This window comes from Leucobacter sp. UCMA 4100 (assembly GCF_027853335.1).
In the GTDB taxonomy this organism is placed as follows: Bacteria; Actinomycetota; Actinomycetes; order Actinomycetales; family Microbacteriaceae; genus Leucobacter_A.
Map to the genome: position 1 here is coordinate 2237182 of NZ_JAFEUS010000002.1, position 25883 is coordinate 2263064.

At 60.6% G+C, this 25883-nt stretch carries 25 protein-coding genes and 1 tRNA gene; 23 read left to right on the plus strand and 3 right to left on the minus strand.

The genetic code is table 11. The annotated features are described in order from the left end of the window. Positions 1-4 precede the first annotated feature (4 nt). Positions 5-307: a hypothetical protein gene (locus JSO19_RS10370; protein ID WP_270911583.1), complete on the plus strand. Its 303-nt coding sequence runs from the start codon at positions 5-7 to the stop codon at positions 305-307. Next, complete coding sequence (locus JSO19_RS10375) at positions 304-594, plus strand: hypothetical protein (protein WP_270911584.1); 291 nt, start codon at positions 304-306, stop codon at positions 592-594. The genes JSO19_RS10370 and JSO19_RS10375 overlap by 4 nt, the downstream gene beginning before the upstream one ends. Positions 595-673: 79 nt before the next feature. Here JSO19_RS10375 and JSO19_RS10380 read toward each other — a convergent pair. Continuing rightward, positions 674-746: transfer RNA gene (locus tag JSO19_RS10380), tRNA-Arg, on the minus strand. A gap of 118 nt (positions 747-864) precedes the next feature. Between JSO19_RS10380 and argS the strand changes: the two genes are divergently transcribed. The 10 genes from argS (at position 865) to JSO19_RS10430 (ending at position 14123) form a co-directional block, all read left to right on the plus strand. Then, a complete protein-coding gene (argS, locus tag JSO19_RS10385) occupies positions 865-2526 on the plus strand; it encodes an arginine--tRNA ligase (protein WP_270911585.1) in 1662 nt (553 codons plus the stop codon). Further along, entirely contained in the window at positions 2526-3290 is a 765-nt protein-coding gene (locus JSO19_RS10390; protein WP_270911586.1) for an LmeA family phospholipid-binding protein, read from the plus strand. Before argS ends, JSO19_RS10390 begins: the two co-directional genes overlap by 1 nt. Before the next feature lie 185 nt (positions 3291-3475). Continuing rightward, entirely contained in the window at positions 3476-4855 is a 1380-nt protein-coding gene (lysA, locus tag JSO19_RS10395) for a diaminopimelate decarboxylase (RefSeq protein WP_270911588.1), read from the plus strand. 32 nt (positions 4856-4887) lie between these two features. Then, on the plus strand, positions 4888-6210 hold the full coding sequence (locus JSO19_RS10400; protein ID WP_270911590.1) for a homoserine dehydrogenase: 1323 nt from the start codon (positions 4888-4890) through the stop codon (positions 6208-6210). A gap of 96 nt (positions 6211-6306) precedes the next feature. Further along, positions 6307-7218 carry a homoserine kinase gene (gene thrB, locus JSO19_RS10405; protein WP_270911591.1) on the plus strand — a complete coding sequence of 304 codons (912 nt, stop codon included), beginning with the start codon at positions 6307-6309 and terminating at the stop codon, positions 7216-7218. A gap of 166 nt (positions 7219-7384) precedes the next feature. After that, on the plus strand, positions 7385-9640 hold the full coding sequence (rho, locus tag JSO19_RS10410; RefSeq protein ID WP_270911592.1) for a transcription termination factor Rho: 2256 nt from the start codon (positions 7385-7387) through the stop codon (positions 9638-9640). 47 nt (positions 9641-9687) lie between these two features. Beyond that, positions 9688-10764 carry a peptide chain release factor 1 gene (gene prfA, locus JSO19_RS10415; RefSeq protein ID WP_270911593.1) on the plus strand — a complete coding sequence of 359 codons (1077 nt, stop codon included), beginning with the start codon at positions 9688-9690 and terminating at the stop codon, positions 10762-10764. Between the two features lie 128 nt (positions 10765-10892). Continuing rightward, positions 10893-12116, plus strand: coding sequence for a pyridoxal phosphate-dependent aminotransferase (locus tag JSO19_RS10420; RefSeq protein WP_270911595.1), 1224 nt, complete (start codon positions 10893-10895; stop codon positions 12114-12116). Positions 12117-12150: 34 nt separating this feature from the next. Further along, positions 12151-12642, plus strand: coding sequence for a hypothetical protein (locus JSO19_RS10425; protein WP_270911596.1), 492 nt, complete (start codon positions 12151-12153; stop codon positions 12640-12642). A 77-nt stretch (positions 12643-12719) separates the two neighbouring features. Beyond that, a complete protein-coding gene (locus JSO19_RS10430) occupies positions 12720-14123 on the plus strand; it encodes an MFS transporter (protein WP_270911597.1) in 1404 nt (467 codons plus the stop codon). On the opposite strand, the gene epsC is transcribed toward JSO19_RS10430, so the two are convergent. Beyond that, on the minus strand, positions 14120-14689 hold the full coding sequence (gene epsC / locus JSO19_RS10435) for a serine O-acetyltransferase EpsC (RefSeq protein WP_270911598.1): 570 nt from the start codon (positions 14687-14689) through the stop codon (positions 14120-14122). The two genes, JSO19_RS10430 and epsC, sit on opposite strands and share 4 nt — an antisense overlap. A 10-nt stretch (positions 14690-14699) precedes the next feature. Beyond that, complete coding sequence (cysK, locus tag JSO19_RS10440; RefSeq protein ID WP_270911599.1) at positions 14700-15638, minus strand: cysteine synthase A; 939 nt, start codon at positions 15636-15638, stop codon at positions 14700-14702. 104 nt (positions 15639-15742) lie between these two features. On the opposite strand from cysK, the gene prmC reads away from it, so the two are divergent. The 11 genes from prmC to atpD all read left to right on the plus strand — a co-directional run bounded on the left by prmC (position 15743) and on the right by atpD (position 25883). After that, positions 15743-16624, plus strand: coding sequence for a peptide chain release factor N(5)-glutamine methyltransferase (gene prmC, locus JSO19_RS10445; protein ID WP_270911600.1), 882 nt, complete (start codon positions 15743-15745; stop codon positions 16622-16624). Positions 16625-16704: 80 nt separating this feature from the next. Further along, complete coding sequence (locus JSO19_RS10450) at positions 16705-17532, plus strand: L-threonylcarbamoyladenylate synthase (RefSeq protein ID WP_333735213.1); 828 nt, start codon at positions 16705-16707, stop codon at positions 17530-17532. 3 nt (positions 17533-17535) lie between these two features. Next, entirely contained in the window at positions 17536-18657 is a 1122-nt protein-coding gene (locus JSO19_RS10455; RefSeq protein WP_270911602.1) for an MraY family glycosyltransferase, read from the plus strand. Positions 18658-18678: 21 nt separating this feature from the next. After that, on the plus strand, positions 18679-19158 hold the full coding sequence (locus tag JSO19_RS10460; protein WP_270911603.1) for a 3-oxoacyl-ACP reductase: 480 nt from the start codon (positions 18679-18681) through the stop codon (positions 19156-19158). A 171-nt stretch (positions 19159-19329) separates the two neighbouring features. Continuing rightward, the gene (gene atpB / locus JSO19_RS10465) at positions 19330-20130 is read left to right on the plus strand and encodes a F0F1 ATP synthase subunit A (RefSeq protein WP_217134214.1); all 801 of its coding nucleotides are present in this window, start codon (positions 19330-19332) and stop codon (positions 20128-20130) included. Positions 20131-20172: 42 nt separating this feature from the next. Beyond that, a complete protein-coding gene (gene atpE, locus JSO19_RS10470) occupies positions 20173-20406 on the plus strand; it encodes an ATP synthase F0 subunit C (RefSeq protein ID WP_217134833.1) in 234 nt (77 codons plus the stop codon). A 37-nt stretch (positions 20407-20443) separates the two neighbouring features. After that, a complete protein-coding gene (locus JSO19_RS10475) occupies positions 20444-20986 on the plus strand; it encodes a F0F1 ATP synthase subunit B (RefSeq protein WP_270911604.1) in 543 nt (180 codons plus the stop codon). After that, positions 20987-21763, plus strand: a complete 777-nt coding sequence (locus JSO19_RS10480) for a F0F1 ATP synthase subunit delta (RefSeq protein WP_270911605.1) — start codon at positions 20987-20989, stop codon at positions 21761-21763. Positions 21764-21811: 48 nt separating this feature from the next. Beyond that, a complete protein-coding gene (gene atpA / locus JSO19_RS10485; RefSeq protein WP_217134218.1) occupies positions 21812-23440 on the plus strand; it encodes a F0F1 ATP synthase subunit alpha in 1629 nt (542 codons plus the stop codon). Positions 23441-23511: 71 nt separating this feature from the next. Then, on the plus strand, positions 23512-24402 hold the full coding sequence (locus tag JSO19_RS10490) for a F0F1 ATP synthase subunit gamma (RefSeq protein ID WP_270911606.1): 891 nt from the start codon (positions 23512-23514) through the stop codon (positions 24400-24402). A gap of 26 nt (positions 24403-24428) precedes the next feature. Further along, positions 24429-25883, plus strand: a complete 1455-nt coding sequence (atpD, locus tag JSO19_RS10495) for a F0F1 ATP synthase subunit beta (protein WP_217134222.1) — start codon at positions 24429-24431, stop codon at positions 25881-25883.

A 25883-nucleotide genomic window follows, 5' to 3' on the forward strand; every position in this document is an offset into this window, starting at 1 on the left:
CACAATGCTCGTATCATTTACGCAATCCATCACCGACGCCGACCTTGATCAGTTCCTTCAAGATATTGAACAGTCGATGATGCAAACAGGAGTCGTGAAAGATGTCACGAAAGCCCGCCATGTTCCGGTCGAAGGAGAAGAACAGATTCCCGCCTTCATCGCAACCGCCGTGCTGACGTTTACGGTTGAAAGCCGCGAAGACCTTGCCGCGCTCTTTTCGGCACCGGGGGCTATCGAGGTGATCCACAAGTGGAAGGCCGATCACCCGTATCAGGTCGCGTGGGTGAATTCCGAGGCACACGAGTGACCACCGGCGTTGAACCTGACGTTCCCCTGGCGCGCAAGCGCATGTTGCCTCAACGGTATAAAGTTGCGCTGCTCAACTGGGTCTCGGTTTACCCTTTGATTACTTTGCTGCTCTGGGTCGGTGAGCCCATCACTCGACGTGTGCCGGTGTATGTGACCACGCTGGTGCTCTCACTCACGCTGGTGTGTCTCCTGACGTTCGTTGTGAGCCCGATCATGATGAGACTCTTTGCAAACTGGCTACAACCGGGTGACGAGGTCTCTCGCGATAAGGCGCACCTGAGGTAAGTGCGAAAAGAAAGAAAAGGGGTGGTGCGGCTCGGCTCTCACGACATGAGAACCGAGCCGCACCACCCCTGTATATGCGTGCCCCCGGAGGGATTCGAACCCCCGACCTACGGTACCGGAAACCGGCGCTCTATCCCCTGAGCTACGGAGGCAGGTCGTTACAACTTTTCAAGCTTAGCGCACCGCCGGGGCCGGTGTGTAATGCTCGGCACGGCTGCTGCTCGCGACCTGAGCGCGGTGGGTGCCCGAATCGAAGTAGACTATTGAGCTATGACACCGAAAGATCTTCAAGCAGCACTTCTCACCATCGTGACCGATGTCATTGCCTCACGCGGCAGTGACATCGAGGTAACCGAGGCCGACGTGCAGCTCGAGCGACCGAAGAGCCGCGATCACGGTGACTGGGCCTCAAACGTGGCGATGAAGTTCGCGAAGCGTCTTGGCACGAACCCGCGTGAGCTCGCCGAGGATATTGCCGCGAAGCTCGCAGAGCTCGACGGTATTGCCAAAGCAGAGGTTGCAGGCCCAGGCTTTATCAACATGACGTTTGACGCGGCGAGCGCGGGGGCAACCGCCAAGCTCGTTGTCGAACAGGGCGAAGCATATGGCCGCAGCGATGTGCTCGCAGGCCACAACATCAACATGGAGTTTGTCTCGGCGAACCCGACCGGTCCGCTGCACATGGGGCACACCCGTTGGGCCGCGCTCGGCGACTCGATTGCCCGGGTGCTGCGTGCCGCGGGTGCCGAGGTGACGAACGAGTACTACATTAACGACGCCGGCGCCCAGATGGACAAGTTCGGTCGCTCGGTTCTCGCAGCAGCCCTTGGCGAGCCGGCCCCCGAAGATGCCTACCCTGGCGAGTACATTACGAACCTCGGCAAGCGCATCATCGAGGCCCGCCCCGACCTCGGCGACCTGCCGCGCGACGAGGCACTCGCCGAAGCGAGCGAGATCGGCTATCAGCTGCAGCTCGCCGAGATCAAAGACTCACTCGAGCGGTTCAACGTGCACTTCGACGTGTTCTTCTCAGAGCGCACGATGCATGCGCCGGGCGAGAACGGTGCGCCGAGCGCGATCGAAAATGCTATGGAGCGCCTGCGCGAGCAGGGCCACGTTTACGAAGAAGACGACGCGACCTGGGTTCGCACGACGGCCTTCGGCGATGACAAAGACCGCGTGTTTACCCGCGGCAACGGAATCTTCACCTACTTCGCCGCAGATGCCGCCTACTATCTTTCGAAGATGGATCGCGGCTTCGGTGAGAAGATCTACCTGCTCGGAGCCGATCACCACGGCTACGTTGGTCGCCTCAAGGCGATCGCGGGCGCCGCTGGCGATAACCCCGAGACCGATATTTCGGTGCTCATCGGTCAGCTCGTGAACCTCAACGGTGCACGCCTCTCGAAGCGTGCAGGCAACATTATTGAGCTCGACGACCTGCTCGAGTGGCTCGGCTCTGACGCGCTGCGTTACTGGCTTGCGCGCTACCCAGCAGATTCGCCGCTCGCGCTTGACGGTGAGCAGCTGCGAAGCCGCACGAACGACAACCCTGTCTTCTACGTGCAGTACGCGCATGCTCGTTCACAGGCCGTTGCCCGGAACGCGGCGGCAGCTGGCATCGACCGTAGCGCCTTCGCGCCTGAGCTGCTCGTGCACGACACCGAGAACGATCTGCTCGGCAAGCTGCAGGAGTACCCGCGCATCGTGGCCTGGTCGGCCGAGCTGCGCGAACCGCACCGCATCGCACGCTACCTCGAAGAGCTTGCCGCGTCATTTAACCGCTGGTACGACAGCTGCCGCGTGATCCCCCTCGCCGATGCTCCCGTTGAAGATCTGCACTGCACGCGTCTCTGGCTCAACGATGCCACCGGTATCGTGCTGCGCAACGGTCTCGACCTGCTCGGCGTGAGCGCGCCAGAGCGCATGTGATGGCCACGAAACGTCCTAAAAAGCGGGGGTGGATCGCGGCCGTTACGACGGTCTCGATCCTCGCCCTCCTGCTCGGGGGAACCGAGCTTGTGATGCGTCAGGTCGTGCCAAAGACGATGGCCGACCTGGCTCGTGAAGCGGTGGGGTTGAGCGAAGACCACCCAGTCGACGTTGAGATTTCGGGTTACCTCACGCCGCAGGTCATCTTCGGGACCTTTTCGAAGGTGCAGATGAGCGCAGAGAGTGTGCCCTTCGCCGATGGGATTCGCGCTTCGGTCACCGCGAACGCGCGCGATCTGCCTCGCGATCCCTCGAAGCATGAACTTGGCGAAACGACACTCACGGCAACGTTTACCGAGCAAGAACTGACCGAGGTGCTGCAGACGCTCAGTAAGGGTGTGGGGCAGCGGCTCATTATTGACGGTGACCAGCTCTCGATTGACAATGAGCTATCACTGTTCGGGCAGAAAGTTCCGGTTTCTGTAACATTTGAGCCCTCTGTGGTCGATCATCAGCTCCATATTGAACCGATCGCGGTCGACGCGGCGGGCATTCTGTCGCTCGGAGTGGACCAGCTCGCAGACTTTCCACTCTTCGCTGATTTCGCCAATGGGGTCGATATTTGCGTTGCGAGTTATATGCCCGCGGGGGTTCAGCTCGACGGGCTCTCACTCTCGACGACCAAAAAGCTCTCGGTTACGCTCTCTGCCGACCCACGAATAGGAATCGACGAAACGCTCCAAGAACTCGGCAGCTGCGACTAGCGATCTGTCACACATTCCCGCGGGGCTTCGGGAATTTGGTAGCCTTATCAAGTTGTTTCGAGGCGCAAACCTCGTTCGAATGGCTTCAGGGGTCAATCCGGGCTCGCTCGCCAGAAGAACTCACCATTCTCTGGCGGCTCGATAGAACCTTATTCATGACTCACCATCGAGCGAGAGGCCCCCTGATGACCGATGAAACACGCGTAGACATTGATGCCCGCGTTTTTCCGTCAACCGCACGCCGCGGCAGCCAGTGCGGGCAGATCAAGCTGCAGGGAGTGAAAGCGGGCGAGCTCATTGAGCAGTACGGCTCGCCGCTCTACGTCATCGATGAGCACGAAACACGCACTCGGGCGCGCGAGACTCGCGAAGCGTTCGAACGCGCGTTTGGGCGTCACGGCGCAGAGGTCTCGGTGTACTACGCCTCGAAGGCAATGCTGGCCGTGGCTATTGCCGAGTGGGTGAGCGAAGAAGGCCTCGGCGTTGACGTTGCAACCGGGGGAGAGCTCGCGGTCGCGCTCGCGGCGGGAGTCGACCCGTCACGCATCGGCGTTCACGGCAACAACAAGTCTGACGCCGAAATTCGACGTGCTGTCGAAGCTGGCGTCGGATCGATCGTGATTGATAGCCCCCAAGAGATCGCACGCGTTGCGCGGGCAGCCGAGGCAGCCAACACGAGGCAACCTGTCTTTTTGCGCGTCAATAGCGGGGTTCACGCCTCGACCCATAGCTACCTTGCCACGAGTCACGAAGACCAAAAGTTTGGGGTGCCGCTCGTTCAGGCCGTCGCGCTCGCAACGGAGATTCGTTCGTATGCCTCGCTCGATTTTCGTGGCCTGCACTGTCACATTGGGTCGCAGATTTTCGCGACCGATGGTTTTGCTGAATCAGCCAGGCGCCTCCTGAGCGTGTACGCCGAACTCGAGGCCGGGGGCACGGTTGCCGAGCTCAACCTTGGCGGGGGCTTCGGCATCGCCTACACCTCTGAAGAAGCTGAAGAAGCGCCCGAGATTGGTGCGCTCGCGACCCTCATCGCTGATGCGGTTGCCGCAAGCTGTGCCGAATACGGCCTCAACATTCCTCACATGTCATTCGAGCCGGGAAGGTCGATCATCGGCCCGGCTGGGGTGACCCTGTACACGGTCGGTACCACGAAACCCGTGACCCTGACCGAAGCAGACCCTCAAGACGAGGGCGCGGCAGAGCGCCTCTACGTGAGCGTCGATGGCGGTATGAGCGACAACGCTCGGCCCGCGCTCTACGACTCGGTCTACGTCGCACGCATCGCTTCGCGGCTCAGCACCGCGGAGCCGATCCTCACGAGAGTGGTTGGTAAGCACTGCGAGGCGGGCGACGTGCTCATCGAGCGCGAGTGGCTGCCGGGCGATGTGCAGCCGGGCGACGTGCTTGCGGTACCGGCAACGGGTGCGTACTGCTGGGCGCTCTCAAGCAACTACAACTATGTGCCGAGGCCACCCGTGGTCGCCGTGCACAACGGAGCATCACGGCTCATCGTGCGAGGCCAAACAGAGGCCGACCTCGTTGCGCAGAGCGTGATCTCGTAACCTCCCCCTTACGTGACAGAAATGGAGCCCCAGTGAACGGGTACAGAGACCTTCGAGTGGCATTGCTCGGAGCAGGATCGGTTGGATCGCAGGTAGCCAGGCTCATTATTGAGCAGGGCGATGAGCTGGCCGCACGCGTGGGCGCGCGTCTCACGCTCGCAGGTATTGCCGTGCGTGACATCGATGCTCAGCGAGACGTCGAGCTGCCGCGTGAACTCTTCACGACCGATGCCGAAACGCTCGTGCTCGGTGCCGACATCGTTGTTGAGCTCATGGGAGGGGTCGAGCCCGCTCGTACGCTGATTTTGCAGGCGATCGAGGCTGGAGCCGACGTGGTGACCGCGAACAAGGCGCTCATCGCCGAGTGCGGTGCAGAGCTCGCAGAGGCAACCGAGCGCGTTGGTGCGCAGCTCACTTACGAGGCGGCCGTCGCAGGCGCCATTCCCATTCTCAGGCCACTTCGCGAGAGCCTCGCAGGCGATCACATCACCCGTGTGCTTGGTATCGTGAATGGGTCGACGAACTACATTCTCGACCGCATGGATCGCTTTGGCGACAGTGCCGAGGATGCGATGAAGGTCGCTGCTGAGCTCGGTTTTCTCGAGGCTGACCCAACGCTCGACGTCGAGGGCTACGATGCCGCGCAGAAGGCGACGATTCTTGCCTCGATGGCCTTCCACACGAACGTGCCGGTCGATGCCGTGCACCGCGAGGGCATTACGGCGATTACGGCAGAACAGATCGAGACCGCAAAGCACGCCGGCCAGGTCATCAAGCTGCTCGCAATTGCCGAGCGCGTCGAAGCGCCCGACGGGAGCCTCGGAGTTTCAGCCCGGGTATACCCGGCTCTTATCAACCGTGACCACCCGCTTGCCGCAGTGCACGAGGGCAAGAACGCGGTCTTCGTCGAGGCAGAGGCCGCGGGCGAACTCATGTTTTACGGTGCGGGCGCTGGCGGTGTCGAAACCGCGAGCGCGGTGCTGGGCGACCTCGTTTCGACCGCGAAACGACACGTCGCTGGAGGGCCAGGCATTCAGATGTCAAACCATGCCCAGTACGAAATTTTGCCCGTCGAAGACGTCTACACGCGGTACCTCATCATGCTCGAGGTCGCCGATGAGCCAGGCGTGCTTGCCTCTGTCGCGGGCATTCTTGCCGAGCAGGGGGTCAGCGCCGCGAGCGTGGAGCAGGCCCCCAGCAAATCTTCACGCGACGGCGAAGGGCCAAGAAACGCTACGCTGGTCATTGGTACCCACACCGCGCGCGAAGCGGCACTCGCTGCAACCGTGCGCGCGCTTGACGCGAGCGACGTTGTGCGGCACGTCACAAGCGTGCTGCGCATGGAGGGCAACTAAGCAGTTGTGACTCGCCGCAGTGAGTGATGCTTGCGGTGGGTCATAACCATTACGGCCGTTCAGTGAAACGGCCTCAAGACTTGAAAGAAGAGACACGTGCCAGTGACCAAACGCATTCACGTGAGGGTTCCCGCGACGAGCGCGAACCTTGGGCCAGGCTTTGACACCATGGGCATTGCGTTGTCGGTGGGCGACGAGCTCACCGTTGAACAGCTCAGCGAACCCGGGCTTCAGGTAACGGTCACGGGCATCGGTGCCGAGAGCATCCCGACCGACGAGTCGCACCTCATCGTGCGCTCAATTGCCCACGTCTATGAGCGCCTCGGGCGCGACATGCCCGGTATGGCCCTTACAACGGTTAACCGTATTCCGCATAGCCGGGGCATGGGCTCGTCGGGCTCAGCCATTGTTGCTGGGGTCATGGCTGCCGCCGGCCTCCTTGAAGGCTCCGTTGCCTTGAGCGCCGACGATCTACTCACCTTCGCGACCGAGCTCGAAGGGCACCCCGACAATGTCGCGCCGGCCCTGTTTGGCGGGCTCACCATCGCGTGGACAAACGAAGATGGGCCCCGGTCGAAGAAGCTCTCGGTGCACAGGGGAGTGTCGCCACTCGTGCTTGTGCCAGAGTTCACGATGTCGACCGAACTCGCCCGGAGCCTGCAGCCCGAGCAGGTTCCCTACGCCGACGCGGTGTTTAATCTCTCACGTTCGTCGTTGCTAGTCGCGGCGCTCACGCAGAGCCCGGAGCTGCTCTTTGAGGCGACCGAAGATCGACTGCACCAGGACTACCGCGGCGTCGCGATGCCGCGCACCAAGGCTCTCGTTGATACGCTGCGTGCCGCGGGCCACGCTGCAGTGGTCTCGGGAGCCGGCCCGTCGATCCTCGTACTGTGCAATGGGCCAGCAGAACGACTCGAGGCAGCTGCCCTCGTCAAAGCCCATGACGCAACCTGGGAGCGAAAGCTTCTTGCGGTTGACACGTTGGGTGCTACAGTAGAACAGGTTTAGTACTCAGAGCACTCGCTCACCGGAACAACCATTTCCCCATCGCATCACGCGAATAACGCGTTGCGGTGTCATGCCCGCCCGGCACAAAGGGCACACAACGCATGCACATGGTAGTTGCAGATCGAACACAGCGATCTCCCCAGCATGCACCCCCGAAAGGATCACCGTGGAGCAGAACTCCAACGAAATATCACCGGAAACACCAGAAGCTTCAGCAACGCCCGAGACCGGCGAAGCCGTAACGGCCCCGAAGCGCGCACCGCGCAGGGCCACCTCGAAGAAAGCGACGGTCACCGACGCAGAGCAGCCGAAGGCCGACGAAGCAGCCGCTGGAGAAGCCGCACCTGCCAAGACGACGAAGGCTGCGGCCACGAAGGCCGAAGCTCCTGAAGCTGCCGAAGACGCAGCGACAGAAGCCCCGAAGCGGGCTTCTCGAGCGCGCAAGAAGGCTGCTGAACCAGCAGCTGAAGCTCCAGCAGCAGAGACTCCCGCGACAGAAACCGCGGTAACCGAGACCCCGGCAGTGGCTGAAAGCACCGAGACCCAGGCCGAGCCTGAGGTAAAGAAGCCCGCGACACGCCGACGCAAGCCAGCCGCGAAGGCAGAGGCAGAGACCGCGACTGAGGCGACTGCCGAAGCATCAGCAGCAGACAATGCTGAAGAACCGGCTGCGGCAGCTGCCGAGGCAGAGGCTCCCCGCAAACGTACGCGTCGTGCTACAACCGCGAAGGCTGAGGCGCAGGACGCCGCGGCCGCGGCAGAGGGAACCTCAGAGGCCGAGAGACAGGAACCCGCAGCCGAGACTAAGACTTCGTCACGCCGTGCGTCGACCGCGAAGGGTGCGGCCACGAAGAGTGCAGCCGCTAAGGGCGCTGCGGCAAAGAACGCCGCGCAAAAGAGCGATGCCGATACTGCTGAGGCCGCTGAAGCCACCGAGGCCGCGAAGGCCGATGGCAAGGCTGAGGGAGAGCAGGCAAACACCGACGAGCAGGCAAAGGGCGATAACCGTCGCAACTCTCGTTCACGCAGCCGCGCTAAGTCTCAGGACGATGCAGAAAAGGGCGAGGCGCAGCAGAACAACGGCCAGCAGAACGGTCGTGGCAATAAGAACGACGCGAAGAACGACAAGTCTGAGCAGAGCGAAAAGAACGAGCAGTCGGGCGAGGGCCAGGGGCAGCGTCAGGACCGTGACGACCAGCAGTCGTCACGCAGCCGCACCCGCCAGCGCGACCGCAAGCGCCGCGGCCAGCAGAACGAAGATCTCATCGATCCCGAGCTCACTGACGAAGACGTGCTGCTGCAGATCGCAGGCATTCTCGACGTGCTCGATAACTACGCTTTCGTGCGCACCTCGGGTTATCTGCCCGGGCCGTCAGACGTGTACGTCTCGCTCGGTCAGGTGAAGCGCTACGGCCTGCGCAAGGGTGACGCGATCGTTGGCTCGATCCGCAAACCAGCCGAGAACGACAACGGCGGGCGCCAGAAGTACAACGCAATCGTCAAGATCGACTCGGTCAACGGTGCGGCCCTGACCGAAGACATGCAGCGTGTTGACTTCGCAGAGCTCACTCCGCTGCACCCCGTCGACCGCCTGCGTCTCGAGACCACCGCCGACAAGGTCACCCCGCGAGTCATCGATCTCGTAGCGCCGATCGGCAAGGGCCAGCGCGTTTTGGTCGCTGGCGCACAGCGTTCGGGCAAGTCGGTCGCACTGCAAGAGATCGCGGCTTCGGTATCGGCGAACCACCCCGATGCTCACCTCATGATGGTGCTCGTTGACGAGCGCCCCGAAGAGGTCACTGAGATGGAGCGCACGGTGAAGGGTGAGGTCATCGCCTCGACCTTCGACCGCGCAGCAGACGACCACACCACGGTCGCCGAACTCGCCATCGAGCGAGCAAAGCGTCTCGTCGAGCTCGGCCACGACGTGGTCGTACTGCTCGACTCGCTCACGCGACTGAGCCGCGCCTACAACGCTTCGACGCAGAGCTCGGGCCGTGGCCATTCGAACCACATCGACGCCTCACAGCTCGCAGCACCGAAAAAGCTCTTCGGTTCAGCACGTAACGTAGAACACGGCGGATCGCTCACGATTATCGCGACGGTACTGACCGAGACAGGCTCACGTGCCGACGAGGTCATTTGCGAGGAGCTGCGCACCGCGGCAAACAGCGAACTGCGCCTCTCGCGCGAGCTCGCCGAGCGTCGCATGTACCCCGCACTGAACCTCAATGGTTCGGCGACCCGTCACGAGGAGACGCTCCTGACCAGCCAAGAGGTTGACGCGACCTGGAAGCTTCGCCGCGCGCTCGGCGCGCAGCCGGAGAGCCAGGCGAGCGAGGCCATTCTCTCGAACATGCAGAAGACCCAGTCAAACGCTGAGTTTCTCGCACTGCTGCAGAAGTCGCAGGGCGCGCTCTAGCGTAGCCCCGCCCCGACAGCACACCGAGAGAGAATTCAAGGAGAATCATGTTTGATCAGGTGCATACGCTTCTCGAAGAGCACCAAGACCTGCAAACGCAGCTCGCTGACCCAGAGCTGCACAGCGACCAGGTGCGCGCCAAGCGCGTGAACCGTCGCTACGCAGAGCTGTCGAAAATTAAGGCCGCTTATGAACAGTGGCAACAGCTCGGTGACGACCTCGAAGCGGCTCGCGAGCTTGCGAAAGAAGACGACATGTTCGCCGAAGAGGTGCCCGTGCTCGAAGAGCAGCTCGCGGTGGCTCAGGAGAAGGTTCGTCGCCTGCTGATTCCGCGTGACCCAGACGACGCTCGTGATGTCATTCTTGAGATCAAAGGTGGTGAGGGCGGCGCTGAGTCGGCCCTCTTCGGTGCCGACCTGTTGCGCATGTACATGCACTACGCAGAGTCGAAGGGCTGGAAGACCGAGATTCTTGAGAAAGACGAGAACGATCTCGGCGGTTACAAGAACGTGCAGATTGCCATCAAGGGCAACGCTCAAGACCCCTCGCAGGGGGTATGGGCGCACCTCAAGTACGAGGGCGGCGTGCACCGCGTGCAGCGCGTTCCCGTGACCGAGTCGCAGGGTCGCATTCACACCTCAACCACGGGCGTGCTCGTGTACCCCGAGGTCGATGAGCCAGAAGAGGTCGACATTCAGCAGAACGACCTCAAGATCGACGTGTATCGTTCATCAGGCCCGGGCGGTCAATCGGTGAACACGACCGACTCGGCCGTGCGCATCACACACATTCCGACCGGCATCGTCGTTGCAATGCAGAACGAGAAGAGCCAGCTGCAAAACCGTGAGGCGGGCATGCGCGTGCTCCGTGCACGACTGCTCGCTCGCAAGCAGGAAGAGGCCGCTGCCGAGGCAAGCGCCTACCGCGCCGGCCAAATTCGTACGATGGATCGTTCAGAGCGCATTCGCACGTATAACTTTCCTGAGAACCGTATTGCCGACCACCGCACGGGATTCAAGGCCTACAACCTTGATCACGTGATGAATGGTGCGCTCGATGCTGTGATCGAGTCGTGCATTCGTGCCGACGAAGAGTCGCGACTCGCAGAGCTCGGCAACGACTAGCACGTAAAGCCCAGGCTCAGATCTGGCAAGGAAAGGGCGCCGGTGGGAAACCTCCGGCGCCCTTTTCGTTGCCCAAAACCGAGCTGAATCGCCACCCGCAGCACCGCGGGCTAGAATGGCCTGTGTGAATGAGCAGCGCATCGGCCAGTCGGCCGAAACTTCGAGGTGTTCGCTACGACGTTCGTGGCCCGATTCTGCAAGAGGCTGAGCGTCTTGAGCGTGCCGGTGAGAAGGTGCTTCGGCTCAACATTGGTAACCCGGCGCCCTTCGGCTTTGAAGCGCCCGAGGCGGTGCGCGAAGCAGTAACGAACGCGCTCCAGGTTGCTGAGGGGTACAGTGACTCACGTGGCATTCCTGCGGCCCGCGAAGCGGTTGCCGAGTTCATGGCTGGTGAGGGGCTCACGAGCGTCTCGCCCGATGACGTGTTTATCGGTAACGGCGTGAGCGAGCTCATCTCGATCGTGCTCCAGGCCATGCTTGGCCCCGGCGACGAAGTGCTCATTCCCGCGCCCGACTATCCGTTGTGGACAGCGCAGGTAACGCTCTCAGGCGGCCGCGCCGTGCATTACGTGTGCGATGAGGCTGACAACTGGCAACCCAATCTCGAAGAGATTGAGTCGCTCATTACTCCGAAGACTCGCGCGCTCGTGCTCATCAACCCGAACAACCCCACCGGTGCCGTCTACTCAGAAGAGCTGGTGCGCAAGTTTGCCGAGCTAGCCGAGCGGTACGGCCTCGTGCTGCTCGCTGACGAGATCTACGAGAAGATCCTCTACCGCGGGGCACAGCACGTGCACGCTGCGAAGCTTGTCGAGTCGACGCTCTGCATTACCTTTGGTGGTCTCTCGAAGGCGTACCTCATCGCAGGCTTTCGAAGCGGCTGGATGGTGCTTTCAGGCAATCAGGAGCGGGCACAGGAGCTCATCGAGGGCATCACACTGCTCTCCAACATGCGTATGTGTGCCAACGTTCCCGCGCAGTACGCGATTCCCGCGGCGCTCAGTGACGACAGTTCGATCCGCGCCCTCACGGCTCCGGGCGGGCGACTGCTTGAGCAGTCCGAGCTCGCGCACCAACTGCTCACCGAGATTCCGGGTGTGACGTGCGTGAAGCCAGACGGTGCCCTCTACCTCTTTCCCAAACTCGACCCAGAGCGCTATCTCATTGAAGACGACCGGGCGTTTGTCATCGATCTGTTGCGGGCAACGAACGTGCTCATTACGAACGGGCGCGGCTTCAACTACCCGACGCCAGACCACGTACGCTTTGTGACACTGCCCGACACCGTTGTGCTCACCGAAGCCATTTCGCGCATTGCCGGGTACCTCGATACGGTGCGCGTCGACCACTAGATCTCGCGCGGGGTCTCCCACTAGGCTTCAGTACATGGGTACTCGAATGATGATGACCTGCACGGTGCTCGGCGTCGCTGCGTTGCTCACGGGCTGTGCGCAGCCGCACCAGGACACCCTGCCTGAGGCGGAAGCAAAGGCCGAAGCCCTCATGCAAGAACTCTCTGCTGACGAAGATAATCTGGGGTCATTTTCGTCCAGGGTCACGTCGAATACCGCTCCCGAAGATGACGACGCGAACTTCAGCGTGACCCTCGACGCGCAGGTACGGCCAACTGAGGGCATCGTTGCTTGCTTCGGTAAGGGCAACGCCGAGTTTGTGCTCTCCCTAGTCGGCGCCGATGGCTCTACCGTATCGAATGGGCCGGTTGAGGTTGCATGCGATGGGGCGCAAAAGACCATCGATCTCGACGAAGCAACCGAGGTGATCAGCCTCGTGCGCATGAGTGCGGGCGCGGTTGACGACGCCGAGGCTTTTGTTGTCGGTGGGGTGCGGGGGACAAGCGTCCTGAACACCCGTGAGTGATGGTTTGACCAAAAATCTGGGAACGGTATCGCCGCGTCTGCACAGAGCGGCACGTGTCGAGAGTTAGACTCAATACTGTGAGTCGCCGTAAAGATACCGCCCCAAGGTTTCTCCCCTGGCTCGTGTGGGGCGTCGCAGAGCTCATGTACATCATTGCGATTATCAATCGCACGTCGCTCTCGGCCCTTGGCCCGACGGCGCAAGATCAATTCTCGATCGGTGCAGCGACCCTCTCGATTTTCGCGGTGTTGCAGCTCGTCGTCTACGCGGTGATGCAAATCCCGGTCGGCCTCTTGCTCGACCGTTTTGGCGTAACACGCGTGGTGCTCTCGGGCGGCTTGCTCATGGCCATGGGCCAGTTCGGCATGGCTTTTGCAGGAGAGGTGTGGATCGCGATTGTCGCCCGAATGCTTGTCGGCGCCGGCGACGCGTTTATCTTTACGAGCCTCATGAGGCTTCTGCCCGATTGGTTCCCGGCTCGCAAGCTGCCAATGCTCGGTCAGCTGACGGGTATGCTCGGCACACTAGGCCAGGTCGTTTCGCTCTTTCCGCTCTCACTGGCTGTAGGAGTGTTCGGCTGGGCCGCAGGCTTTACCGGAATCGCGGTTGCCTGCCTGTTCGTCGTGCTCGTCGGTGCGATGACGCTACGCGATACCCCGGGTGAGCCCACGACGGTCGAGCGGATCCGTGGAAAGCGGGGCAACCTTTCTGAGCGCGCCGAACTGTTGCTCGCCGACGGCAGTATTGGCCTCGCGTCGCTGCCCTCGAACACGGGCCTCATTGCGCTTCCGGTGGCCGCCGAGGCAAACGCGCTCAAGCGGTTCTTCGCAAACATGCGCGTTGTGCTCGGCATTCCCGGCGTGCGCCTCGCGTTCTGGGTGCACTTCTCGACGCCCTTTTCGCAGCACTTGATGCTGCTGCTCTGGGGCACTCCGTTGCTCGTATACGGCATCGGTATGAGCCCGACCGCGGCATCGACGGTGCTGTTCGGCATGGCAATTACGGGTGGCCTCGCGGGTCTCGTGCTTGGTCGCGCCACTTCGCGGTACCTCGAGCATCGTGTGCACATTGCGATGAGCGTCATGTGTGTCATCGCCGTTGCGTGGGGTGTGCTGCTGCTCTGGCCAGGTACCCCGCCCCTGTGGCTTGTGCTGACGGTGACGACGATTACCTCGATGGGTGGCGCCGCCTCGATGATCGCTTTTGAGATCGTGCGGTCGCACTCCCCGAGACGCTTCATCGGGCTTTCGACGGGCACAGCGAACATGGGCGGCTTTATTGCCGCGCTCATCGCGATGCTGCTCGTGGGTATCGTGCTTGACGCACAAGGTGCGGGGTCGCCCGAGACCTTCACGATGGATGCCTTCCGCTGGGCATTCGCGACACAGTACCTGGTGTGGATCCCAGCGCTCTGCCTGCTCGTCATTGAGCTGCGCAAAACGCTTCGGTGGAACGAAAAGAACCGCGGCTCGGGCCGCTAGATGACGTAAAAGTCGGCCGTGTCTGGCATCTCGGCGACGGGTGCGCCGCGGCGTGGCCTTGGCTTTGCGGGGATGCCCACGAGCGTCGTCCACGGTTCGCTGTTGTGCACGACAACCGCGTTACTGCCCACAGCGCTATCGTGACCGATGCTGATATTGCCGAGTACCTTTGCGCCGGCCCCGATCGTGACCCGGTCGCCAATGGTCGGGTGACGCTTGCCCTTCTCGTGGCCGGTGCCGCCCAGGGTGACCTGATGGTAGAGGTGCACGTCGTCGCCGACGATGGCGGTCTCGCCAATGACCACTCCCATGCCGTGGTCGATGAAGAGGCGTCGACCGATGGTTGCTCCCGGGTGAATCTCGATGCCAGTGAACCAGCGCACGATTTGTGAGATGACGCGCGGTACAAAGCGCATGCCTCTGCGCCAGAGCGCGTTGGCAGCACGGTGCCACCAAACGGCATGAAGGCCCGAGTACACGCAGAAGATTTCTACGCTTCCTCGGGCCGCCGGGTCATGCTGTTTGGCCGCTGCAATATCCTCGCGAATGCGACTGAACATACCCACAGTTACTGTCTTACTCCTGGTTGAGATCCTCAAACAATACGGTCGAGAAGTACCGCTCGCCGAAGTCGGGAATGACTACGACGATCTTCTTGCCCTTGTTCTCGGGGCGCTTTGCGACCTCGGTCGCCGCATAGACCGCGGCGCCGCCCGAGATGCCCGCAAGAACGCCCTCTGACGCGCCGAGCGCGCGAGCGGTGCGGATCGAGTCATCGAGGGTTACGTCGAATACCTCGTCATAGACCTCTCGGTCGAGTACGTCGGGAACGAAGTTGGCGCCGAGCCCCTGAATCTTGTGTGGGCCCGCTTTTCCGTCGGTGAGCAGCGGCGAATCGATCGGCTCGACCGCGATGACCTTGACCTCAGGGTTCTGCTCCTTGAGGTAGCTGCCTGCGCCGGTGATGGTGCCGCCGGTGCCAATGCCTGCGACAAAAATGTCGACGCTGCCGTCGGTATCGTTCCAGATCTCTGGGCCGGTGGTCGAACGGTGGATCGCGGGGTTCGCGGCGTTCCCAAACTGGTTGGCGAGCACGGCGCCCTCGGTCTCGGCGACGATCTCTTCGGCCTTTGCGACGGCGCCCTTCATGCCGAGGGGCCCTTCGGTGAGAACGATCTCTGCGCCGTATGCGCGGAGGAGCTTACGACGCTCGATGCTCATGGTCTCAGGCATGGTGAGGATGACGCGGTAACCGCGTGCGGCCCCGACGAACGCGAGTGCGATGCCGGTGTTGCCACTCGTGCCCTCAACGATGGTGCCGCCGGGCTTCAGCGCGCCCGACTGTTCGGCGGCGTCGATGATGGCGATGCCGATACGGTCTTTGACGCTTCCGGCGGGGTTGTAAAACTCGAGCTTCGCGTAGACCTCTGCGCCCGCGTCGTCTGCGACGCGATTGAGCTTCACGAGGGGCGTGTTACCGAAGGCCTCGGTAATGTTGTTGTATACCCGCGACATGGGTTACCTTTCGTTGTGCGATACATTGAGCGCCGAATGGCACGAAACCATCATAGCGAAATGTTATTGAAGGCCAAATGTAAACTTATGAATGGTGTCACACATTGTCATCTGAACACTCGCTTCTCATTCATGAAGCGCTCCTATCACTCTGCAACACTCTGGAGGCCGCTGGTATTCCTGACCCCCAGGCCGATGCTGAGCTCATCGTAGGCTCTGTCCTGGGTGAAAGCCGGGGGAGGGTGCAGTCGCTCGCCATTATGGGAGGGACGCTCGAACTCGCGCAACGAGAGCGCATCGACTCACTTGCGGGCGAGCGTGCGCAACGGGTGCCACTGCAGCACCTCACGGGCAAGGCTCCGTTTCGTCACTGCGAACTTGACGTAGGGCCCGGTGTTTTTGTACCCAGGCCAGAGACAGAGACCGTTGTGCAATTTGCCATCGATGAGTTACATGCAGACATGACGCCTGAGCCGCTCGCGCTTGATCTGTGCACGGGGAGCGGCGCCATCGCACTCGCGATGGCGACCGAAGTGCCGCGAAGCCGAGTGTGGGCTGTGGAGAAAGACGACCACGCCAGGGCATGGGCAGAGCGTAACGTTGCGCGCCTGGGTGGCGGAAGGGTGACGCTTCTGGCGGGCGACGTCGCTTCGCCACCCGCCGAGATCCAACAACTCAAGGGCAGGCTGTCGGTCATCGCGACAAACCCTCCCTATGTTCCTTCCGGGGCTATTCCGCGAGATCCAGAGGTGCGTGATCACGATCCGCATCTGGCGCTCTACAGCGGCGAAGACGGGCTTTCGCTCATCCGCATTATCAGCCGAACCTACCGCGAGTACCTGCGTCCTGGAGGGCTCATCGTCATTGAACACGCTGAGATGCAGGGCAGCGCAGTGCGCGATATTTTGGCTGCTGACGGATGGACCTCGGCGGCGACCCACCGTGATCTCACCTTTCGTGACCGAGCGACAACCGCGAGAGCGTGAGTGCGCAGCCGCCTGTGAGACGGCAACGCGCCCACGCATCAAAAGCTTGAGTTCAGGCACTGGGAGTAAACTCTTGACCCATGGCCGAACTCTTTGACTGCTCAGATGCCTCACAGTTGCTCATCGGTGCCCGTACGGCGCGTCAGGCAATTGGGCGCGGCGAGCTTATCGTGTTGCCCACCGATACCGTTTACGGTGTTGCGGCCGACGCTTTTAGCCCGCAGGCCGTAACGAAACTTCTCGAAGCGAAGGGGCGGGGCAGGCAGTCGCCACCTCCCGTTATGGTCGCCGATATGGCAGCGGTTGGCGCCCTTGCCGAGAGCGTCCCCGAGTGCGTTGAGCGACTCGCGGCAGCGTTCTGGCCTGGGCCACTCACGATCGTTCTGCCGGCCCAGCCCTCGCTGAGCTGGGACCTCGGCGATACCGGGGGAACCGTCGCTCTGCGCATTCCCGCGCACGACGTCACCCTTGAGATTCTTCGCGAAACAGGCCCACTCGCGGTCTCGAGCGCTAATAAGCACGGCGTTCCCGCGGCAAAGAACGCGGCAGAGGCTGACGACATGCTCGGCGATTCGGTTGCCGCCGTGCTCGACGCGGGCGAGGTGCCTACGGGCGAATCGTCGACCATTGTCGACGCCACCCGCGTGAGCGAGGGCAAGCTTCGCATTCTGCGACAGGGCCCGGTCGGTATCGCAGACCTCGTTGAGGTGTGCCCCGAACTCGAGGTGAGTGTCGCCCCGAAGCGCCCCGTAGCGCCAGCAGAGCCCGAGCCAGAGCTGACCGAAGCAGAGCCGGCTGACGCTGAGCTGGCTGACTCAGAACCGACCGACGCAGAGGCGACCGGGGCAGAGCCGACCGAAGCTCAGCCGGCCGAGGAAGCTCCGGCAGCCGAGGCATCGAGCAACTAATTCGTGATTCCGTATCTATGGGTGGGCGCGCTCGCGGCGGCGGTAACCGCGGTCGCCTCGGTCGTGGTGCTGTGGGTAAGCCGTAAGTACCAGCTCGCTCCAGAGGTTCGCGAACGCGACATGCACCAGAACCCGACCCCACGCCTTGGCGGGGTCGCGATGTATATAGGGCTACTCGCCGGAATGCTCGGTGTGGTGTGGTTCGGGGGCAACGACTTCGCCGTCGTTTTGCAAAACACCAGCCAATTGTGGGCGTTGCTTATCGCGGTCACGATTATCGTCGTGGTCGGTGTCATCGACGACCTCATCGACCTCGACTGGATGCTGAAACTCGGAGCTCAACTGGTCGCAGCCGGTTTGCTCGCATGGCAGGGAGTGCAGATTCTCTCGCTGCCGCTCGGCAACACCCTCATCGTGGCGTCACCATACATCAACATGGTGCTGACGGTCTTCCTTATGGTGACGGTGATGAACGCCATGAACTTCATCGATGGGCTCGACGGTCTCGTCGTCGGCGTTTCGCTCATCGCAAACCTCACCTTCTTCGTCTATACGATGCTGCTCGCACGCGACCTCGGCAGTGCTGAGTCGGTGAGCTTTGCGAGTCTCATCGCAGCGTTGCTCGTGGGAGTGTGCGTTGGCTTCTTACCGTTCAACTGGCACCGAGCAAAAATGTTCATGGGCGACGCGGGGGCCCTCATGATCGGGTTGCTCATGGCAACATCAACGATCATGGTCACCGGGCAGTTGAACCCGGCTTCGCTCAGCACCGACGTGGTGATTGCCTCATGGATTCCGATCATCTTGCCCTTTGCGGTACTCGCACTGCCGCTCGCTGATCTCCTGCTTGCCGTTGTGCGCCGGCTGAGGGCGGGGAAGAGTCCCTTCAGTGCTGACAGGCACCATCTGCACCATAAGCTCATCGATCTTGGCCACTCGCACACGCAAGCGGCAATGATTTTTCACCTGTGGACCCTCGTGATCTCGCTCGCTTGCCTGCTCACTTTTACCCTCGAGGGCTACACCATTCCCATTCTTGTTCTCGTGATCGGCTGCGGGCTGTGTCTTGTTGTCACCCTCGTGCCAGCATCACGTGCAAAGACATTGCTACGGTTACACTCGTAACCCTTGAGAGGATCCCACGACATGACTGAACTCACGCCAAACGCCATGCCGCAGCCAGAGCCAGAACCGACCGAGCGCGAAATGCCGGTCTCGCAGCCCGTCTTCGTGAAGGCCCTCAAATGGTCAGTTGTCGCGACCGTGCTCATGGTGGTCGTGTTTGGGCTTATCGGCTGGCTGGTCAGTGAGGAACGAGGGCTTATCGGCGGGGTGCTCGGCGCCGCAGGAGCCGGGGTGTTCTTCGCTTTGACGCTCGGCAGTATCGCATTTGCCAACCGCTTTGTTGAGAGTGACCTGTACGTGCCAATGTTCTTTGGCATCGTGGTCGGCGGCTGGCTACTGAAGTTTGTTCTTTTCATTGTTGCGGCTCTACTGCTCAAATCACAGCCATGGCTTGACCCGACCATTTTATTCATTGCCGTGATCGTTGGCGTACTCGTCTCGCTCGCAATCGACGCTTTTGTCGTCTTGAAATCAAGAATTCCGCTCGTTTCTGGCCGCTAGACAACCTATTACCCGTACAGGTTTCGCTCGCGGCGAGAAGTTGATAGTATGGGCGAGGTTCTTCAAGTGTGCGCATTATCAGCAGGTATGAAGAATCTCGTCCCATGATCGCAGTTGTGTGAGTAGGTACTCGCACCGAGAAACAGGAGACTGGCGCTGTCCGCAACCGCTATGCACCTCGTGACCTTGGCAGCTCTTCCCTTTGAGGGAGGCTTCCACCCGCCAACGATCGACGAGTTCTTCCCAGACGTCGTACTTTTCGAAGGCACCATCTTCGCAATGAACCGCATCATGATGATTCGTGTTCTCATGATGGTCGTTCTGCTCGTTCTCTTCTGGCTCGGCACTCGCAACATGCGTGTGATCCCGACCCGTGGTCAGTCGATCACTGAGATGGCACTCGACTTCGTACGCGTGAACATTGCTGAAGACCTGCTCGGTAAAGCCGATGCAAAGCGCTTCATGCCTATTCTTGCCTCGATCTTCTTCATGATTCTGGCGTTCAACATCACCGGCATCATTCCATTCCTCAACATTGGTGTCTCGTCGGTGATCGGCGTTCCGCTCGTGCTTGCGGTCGTGACCTACATCACCTTCATTTACGCGGGTGTGAAGAAGAGCCCGAAGAACTTCTTCAAGAACTCGCTCTTCCCAGCAGGCGTTCCCAAGCCCCTGTACATCATTGTTACTCCGATCGAGTTCTTCTCGACCTTCGTTCTTCGCCCGGCAACGCTCACGCTGCGTCTGCTCATGAACATGCTCGTCGGCCACTTGCTGCTCGTGCTGTTCTTCTCGGCAACGAACTTCTTCATCTTCAACGCTGATGGCTTCATGAAGCTCTTCGGTGTTGGCACTTTCGTCGTGGGCTTTGCATTCACCCTCTTCGAAATCCTGGTGGCATTCCTCCAGGCTTACATCTTCACCATTCTCACTGGCGTCTACATCCAGCTCGCGCTGGCTGAAGAACACTAATTCGGGCTACGTCAACCGGCGTAGTTCTCTTCAAGGAAGGAAATCACTCACGTGACTGTTCTCGCAGAAATCTCGGGCAGCATCTCAACCGTAGGCTACGGCCTCGCTGCAATCGGCCCCGCAATCGGCCTTGGCATCGTTGTTGGCAAGACCATTGAAGGCGTTGCTCGCCAGCCAGAGCTCGCAGGCCGCCTCCAGGTACTCATGTGGATCGGTATCGCGTTCACCGAGGCGCTCGCGCTCATCGGTATCGCAACCCACTTCATCTTCCAGTAAGTCTTCCAACTTTTCCTAGTCTCGAAAGGGAGGCTCGATGAATAACGCAGTACTTGCTGCTGCAGAGGGTAAACCAAACCCACTGCTTCCTGCGGATTACGACATCTTCTGGTCGGCAATCATCTTCGTCATCATCCTTATTGCATTTTGGAAGGTTTTCCTTCCGAAGTTCACCGCAATGCTCGACGCTCGCGCCGAGGCCATTGAAGGGAACATTGCAAAGGCTGACGAAGCTCAGGCCAAGGCCGAAGCCGCTCTGCAGGAATACAACGCCCAGCTTGCTGGCGCCCGCGAGGAAGCAGCTGAGATTCGCGATTCAGCTCGCCAGGATGCAACCAAGATTGTTGCAAAGGCGAAGGAAGACGCAACGACCGAACAGGCTCGCATTGTTCAGTCGGCTCAGACACAGATCGAAGCCGAGCGTCAGACCGCGTACGTGTCACTCCAGAAGGAAGTTGGCACTCTCGCAATTGACCTCGCCTCAGGCGTCGTCGGTGAATCACTCAGCGAAGACGCAAAGGCTACCGCCCTCGTCGACCGCTTCATTGCGGATCTTGAGAACACGAAGGCAGTGGGCTAAATGGGCAGTGCTTCACGGAGCGCTCTAGCGGCGGCTCGCAGCGTTCTCGACTCACAGTCGCAGGCAGGTCTCGGTAGCGAGCTCCTGCAGGCTTCAGCTGTGCTCGAGGGCTCGCCAGCCCTGGTCGGTGGGCTCACCGACCCCGCGGGTGATGCGCAGAGTAAAAAAGAACTCGTTGCAAAGGTCTTCGCCGAGGCAGGTGCGGGCACTCAGGCCGTACTGAACGCCGCAGCTGGCGAACGCTGGTCGAACACCGACGAGTTCGTTGCAGGTGTTGAAGAGCTCGGAATTCGTGCTGCCGCTTCGGTTCAGCCCGGTCTTGATGAAGAGCTTCTCGCCATCGAAACAGTGATCAGCGGAAACCACGAGCTTGAGCTCACACTCGGAAGCAAGCTGGGTGTAGCTGAGCAGAAGGTCAAGGTCGTTCACGAACTGTTCAACGGCAAAGTCTCGGCAAACGCACTTGAGGTTGTTGAGCACACCGTGGCTCAGCCGCGTGGCCGTCGCATTGGTCGTGTTCTTCGTGACTTCGCAAAGATCATCGCAGACCAGGGAGGCGCCGAACTTGCTACGGTAACGCTCGCCGCACCCCTCGATGCAGCTCGTCTCGAGCGCCTGCAGACACTACTCTCGACCCAGTCGGGTCGTGCGGTGAAGCTGACGACCGTCATCGATCCGTCTCTCGTGGGCGGTGTGCGAATTCAGATTGGCGACAACGTGATTGACGGCAGCGTCAAAGCACGTCTCGACGATCTTCGACTCCAGCTCGCAGGCTAGCGGGTACTACATCTTTTCCGGCTTGGCCGGTTGACTAGAGGAAAAACAATGGCAGAAATCACCATCAGCCCCGATGAAATTCGCGGCGCCTTGAAGGATTTTGCGGCCTCGTACGAGCCCGCTGGTGCTGAGAGCACCGAAGTTGGAACGGTTATTGACGCAGCCGACGGTATTGCACACGTCGAGGGGCTCCCCGGCGTCATGGCCAACGAGCTTGTTCGTTTTGCCGACGGCACCCTGGGCCTCGCCCAGAACCTTGAAGAGAACGAAATTGGTGTCGTTGTGCTCGGTGAGTTCACCGAGATCGCAGAGGGACAGCCAGTAACTCGCACCGGTGAGGTGCTCTCGGTTCCGGTTGGCGAGGGCTACCTTGGTCGCGTGGTTGACCCACTCGGCAAGCCCATCGATGGCCTCGGTGAAATCACCGGCATCGAGGGTCGTCGTGCGCTCGAGCTCCAGGCTCCCGGCGTTATGCAGCGTAAGTCGGTTCACGAGCCGCTGCAGACCGGCATGAAGGCAATCGACGCGATGATCCCCGTTGGCCGTGGCCAGCGTCAGCTCATCATTGGCGACCGCCAGACCGGTAAGACCGCTCTCGCGATCGATACGATCATCAACCAGCGCGCTAACTGGGAGTCGGGTGACCCCACGAAGCAGGTTCGTTGCATCTACGTCGCAATCGGTCAGAAGGGTTCAACCATCGCTTCGGTGAAGGGTGCACTCGAAGACGCAGGAGCGATGGAGTACACCACCATCGTTGCTTCACCAGCGTCAGACCCCGCAGGCTTCAAGTACCTTGCTCCGTATACCGGCTCGGCTATCGGCCAGCACTGGATGTACGACGGTAAGCACGTACTCATCGTGTTCGATGACCTTTCGAAGCAGGCTGAGGCCTACCGTGCTGTGTCACTCTTGCTGCGTCGCCCACCGGGCCGCGAGGCATACCCCGGTGACGTTTTCTACTTGCACTCACGTCTCCTCGAGCGTTGCGCAAAGCTTTCTGACGACCTCGGTGCAGGTTCGATGACCGGCCTTCCGATCATTGAGACCAAGGCAAACGACGTCTCGGCATACATTCCGACCAACGTGATTTCGATTACCGATGGCCAGATCTTCCTGCAGTCCGACCTCTTCAACGCAAACCAGCGCCCAGCGGTTGACGTTGGTATCTCGGTTTCACGTGTTGGTGGCGACGCTCAGGTGAAGTCGATCAAGAAGGTTTCAGGTACGTTGAAGCTTGAGCTCGCTCAGTACCGTGCGCTTGAAGCATTCTCGATGTTCGCATCAGACCTCGACGCTGCAAGCCGCCGTCAGCTTGATCGTGGTGCACGCCTCACCGAGCTGCTCAAGCAGCCTCAGTACACGCCGTACCCGGTTGAAGATCAGACCGTGTCGATCTGGGCTGGTACCAAGGGTTACTTTGACGATGTTCCAGTCGTAGACGTCCTGCGCTTCGAGCGCGAGTTCCTCGACTACGTTGCAAACAACTCGCAGGCACTCACGACGCTTCGTGAGACGAACGTGCTCGACGATGAAACCGTTGCAACGCTGACGGCTCTCATCGAGAAGTTCAAGCTCGAGTTCCGCACTTCAGAGGGCAAGGCGCTCAACGAGCAGTTTGACGCACTCGCAGACGAAGACATCAACCAGGAGCAGCTGGTCGTTAACAAGAAGTAGTTGGTCAGCGGGGCAGCTGAGGCTGCCCCGCACCACACTTCTCGATCAGTAACTCTAGACACAGGAGAGACATGGGAGCGCAACTTCGGGTCTACCGGCAGAAAATTAAGTCTGCCCAGACGACCAAGAAGATCACCCGTGCGATGGAGCTGATTGCGGCATCACGCATTCAGAAGGCAAAGGCTCGGGTTGAAGCATCTGATCCGTATACCCGTGCCCTCACGCGTGCTGTTTCAGCCGTCGCAAACTACTCGAACATCAGCCACCCCCTCATCACCGAGGCTGAGACGGTTGAGCGAGCAGCGGTTGTGGTCTTTACCTCAGACCGTGGCCTTGCCGGTGCCTTTAACTCACAGGTTCTTCGTGAAGCCGAGCAGCTGAGCGAGCACCTTCGTGACGAGGGCAAAGAGGTTGTTTACTACCTCATTGGCCGCAAGGCTCAGGGCTACTTCAACTTCAGAAACCGTGCAGCCGAGCGCTCGTGGATCGGTGGTACCGAGGCACCCGAGTTCTCGACAGCAAAAGAGATCAGTGATGTCTTGCTCGAGCGCTTCAGCCGTGAAGCAGCTGAGGGCGGGGTACAGGAGATTCACCTCGTGTACAACCGTCTCGTGAGCATGGTCAGCCAGGTTGCTCAGGTTAACCGCTTGCTGCCACTCGAGATCGTCGAGGGTGTCGCTGCACCCACGAGCGACATCGAGCCGCTGTATGAGTTTGAGCCCAGCCCAGAGAACGTACTCGACACCGTGCTTCCCGCATACATCGAGTCTCGTATCTTTAACGCGATGCTGCAGTCGGCCGCCGCTAAGCACGCCGCAACGCAGAAGGCCATGAAGTCGGCAAGTGACAACGCAGACAAGTTGATCAGCGACTACACGCGCCTCGCGAACAACGCGCGCCAGGCTGAGATTACCCAGCAGATTTCAGAGATTGTGGGCGGCGCTGACGCGCTTGCCGGCTAACACACGCAACAGAGAAAGAGAAAGCAATGACCGAAACCGCTGTTCAGGCGACTGAGGCCAAGGTTGTCGGGCGTATCGCCCGAGTTACCGGCCCTGTTGTCGACATCGAGTTCCCGCACGATGCCATTCCGGCCGTGTACAACGCACTCGAAACCCGTGTCAACTTTGGTGAAGAGAGCGAAGCCTTCACTCTCGTGCTCGAGGTAGCCCAGCACCTCGGCGACAACCTTGTTCGCGCCATCGCGCTGAAGCCGACTGACGGCCTCGTTCGTGGCCAGGAAGTCATCGACACTGGCGATTCGATCACCGTTCCCGTTGGTGACATCACCAAGGGCAAGGTGTTCGACGTAGCCGGCAACGTGCTCAACCTTCCCGAGGGCGAGACCATTGAGGTCAACGAGCGCTGGAGCATCCACCGCACGCCTCCCGCATTCGATCAGCTCGAGTCGAAGACTCAGCTCTTCGAAACGGGCATCAAGTCGATTGACCTTCTGACCCCCTACGTACAGGGCGGTAAGATCGGTCTCTTCGGTGGTGCCGGTGTTGGTAAGACCGTTCTGATTCAAGAGATGATCCAGCGTGTTGCGCAGGATCACGGTGGTGTGTCGGTGTTCGCCGGTGTTGGCGAGCGTACCCGTGAGGGTAACGACCTCATTCACGAGATGGATGAAGCTGGTGTGTTCGACAAGACCGCACTGGTCTTCGGCCAGATGGATGAGCCACCCGGGACCCGTCTTCGCGTCGCGCTCTCAGCCCTCACCATGGCTGAGTACTTCCGTGACGTGCAGAAGCAGGACGTGCTGCTCTTCATCGACAACATCTTCCGCTTCACGCAGGCTGGTTCAGAGGTTTCAACCCTGCTCGGCCGTATGCCTTCAGCCGTGGGCTACCAGCCGAACCTCGCCGACGAAATGGGTATCCTTCAGGAGCGCATTACGTCGACCCGTGGCCACTCGATTACCTCACTGCAGGCGATTTACGTTCCTGCCGATGACTACACTGACCCGGCTCCCGCCACGACGTTCGCGCACCTTGACGCGACGACCGAGCTCTCACGTGAGATTGCATCGCAGGGTCTGTACCCGGCAATTGATCCGCTGACCTCATCGTCACGTATTATGGATCCGCGTTACTTGGGTGAAGACCACTACCGCGTCGCGACCACCGTGAAGGCGATTCTTCAGAAGAACAAGGAACTCCAGGAAATCATCGCGATTCTCGGTGTTGACGAGCTCTCAGAAGAAGACAAGATCACCGTTGCACGCGCACGTCGCATTCAGCAGTTCCTGTCGCAGAACACCTACATGGCGAAGAAGTTCACCGGTGTTGAAGGTTCGACCGTTCCGCTCAAGGAGACCATCGAGTCGTTCGACGCGATCTGCAAGGGCGAACTCGACCACGTCGCAGAGCAGGCATTCTTCAACGTCGGTGGTATCTCTGACGTCGAGGAAAACTGGGCTCGCATTCAGAAGGAAAGCTAA

What these genes read in the sequence shown, in the direction of transcription:
- JSO19_RS10425 (WP_270911596.1), top strand. Translation starts at nt 12,151, where the DNA reads ATGGGTACTCGAATGATGATGACCTGCACGGTGCTCGGCGTCGCTGCG.
- cysK (WP_270911599.1), bottom strand. Translation starts at nt 15,638, where the DNA reads ATGTCGCGGGTATACAACAACATTACCGAGGCCTTCGGTAACACGCCC.
- argS (WP_270911585.1), top strand. Translation starts at nt 865, where the DNA reads ATGACACCGAAAGATCTTCAAGCAGCACTTCTCACCATCGTGACCGAT.
- prfA (WP_270911593.1), top strand. Translation starts at nt 9,688, where the DNA reads ATGTTTGATCAGGTGCATACGCTTCTCGAAGAGCACCAAGACCTGCAA.
- atpD (WP_217134222.1), top strand. Translation starts at nt 24,429, where the DNA reads ATGACCGAAACCGCTGTTCAGGCGACTGAGGCCAAGGTTGTCGGGCGT.
- atpB (WP_217134214.1), top strand. Translation starts at nt 19,330, where the DNA reads ATGCACCTCGTGACCTTGGCAGCTCTTCCCTTTGAGGGAGGCTTCCAC.
- atpA (WP_217134218.1), top strand. Translation starts at nt 21,812, where the DNA reads ATGGCAGAAATCACCATCAGCCCCGATGAAATTCGCGGCGCCTTGAAG.
- JSO19_RS10490 (WP_270911606.1), top strand. Translation starts at nt 23,512, where the DNA reads ATGGGAGCGCAACTTCGGGTCTACCGGCAGAAAATTAAGTCTGCCCAG.
- JSO19_RS10420 (WP_270911595.1), top strand. Translation starts at nt 10,893, where the DNA reads ATGAGCAGCGCATCGGCCAGTCGGCCGAAACTTCGAGGTGTTCGCTAC.
- JSO19_RS10450 (WP_333735213.1), top strand. Translation starts at nt 16,705, where the DNA reads ATGGCCGAACTCTTTGACTGCTCAGATGCCTCACAGTTGCTCATCGGT.
- JSO19_RS10370 (WP_270911583.1), top strand. Translation starts at nt 5, where the DNA reads ATGCTCGTATCATTTACGCAATCCATCACCGACGCCGACCTTGATCAG.
- lysA (WP_270911588.1), top strand. Translation starts at nt 3,476, where the DNA reads ATGACCGATGAAACACGCGTAGACATTGATGCCCGCGTTTTTCCGTCA.
- JSO19_RS10475 (WP_270911604.1), top strand. Translation starts at nt 20,444, where the DNA reads ATGAATAACGCAGTACTTGCTGCTGCAGAGGGTAAACCAAACCCACTG.
- JSO19_RS10460 (WP_270911603.1), top strand. Translation starts at nt 18,679, where the DNA reads ATGACTGAACTCACGCCAAACGCCATGCCGCAGCCAGAGCCAGAACCG.
- JSO19_RS10390 (WP_270911586.1), top strand. Translation starts at nt 2,526, where the DNA reads ATGGCCACGAAACGTCCTAAAAAGCGGGGGTGGATCGCGGCCGTTACG.
- JSO19_RS10480 (WP_270911605.1), top strand. Translation starts at nt 20,987, where the DNA reads ATGGGCAGTGCTTCACGGAGCGCTCTAGCGGCGGCTCGCAGCGTTCTC.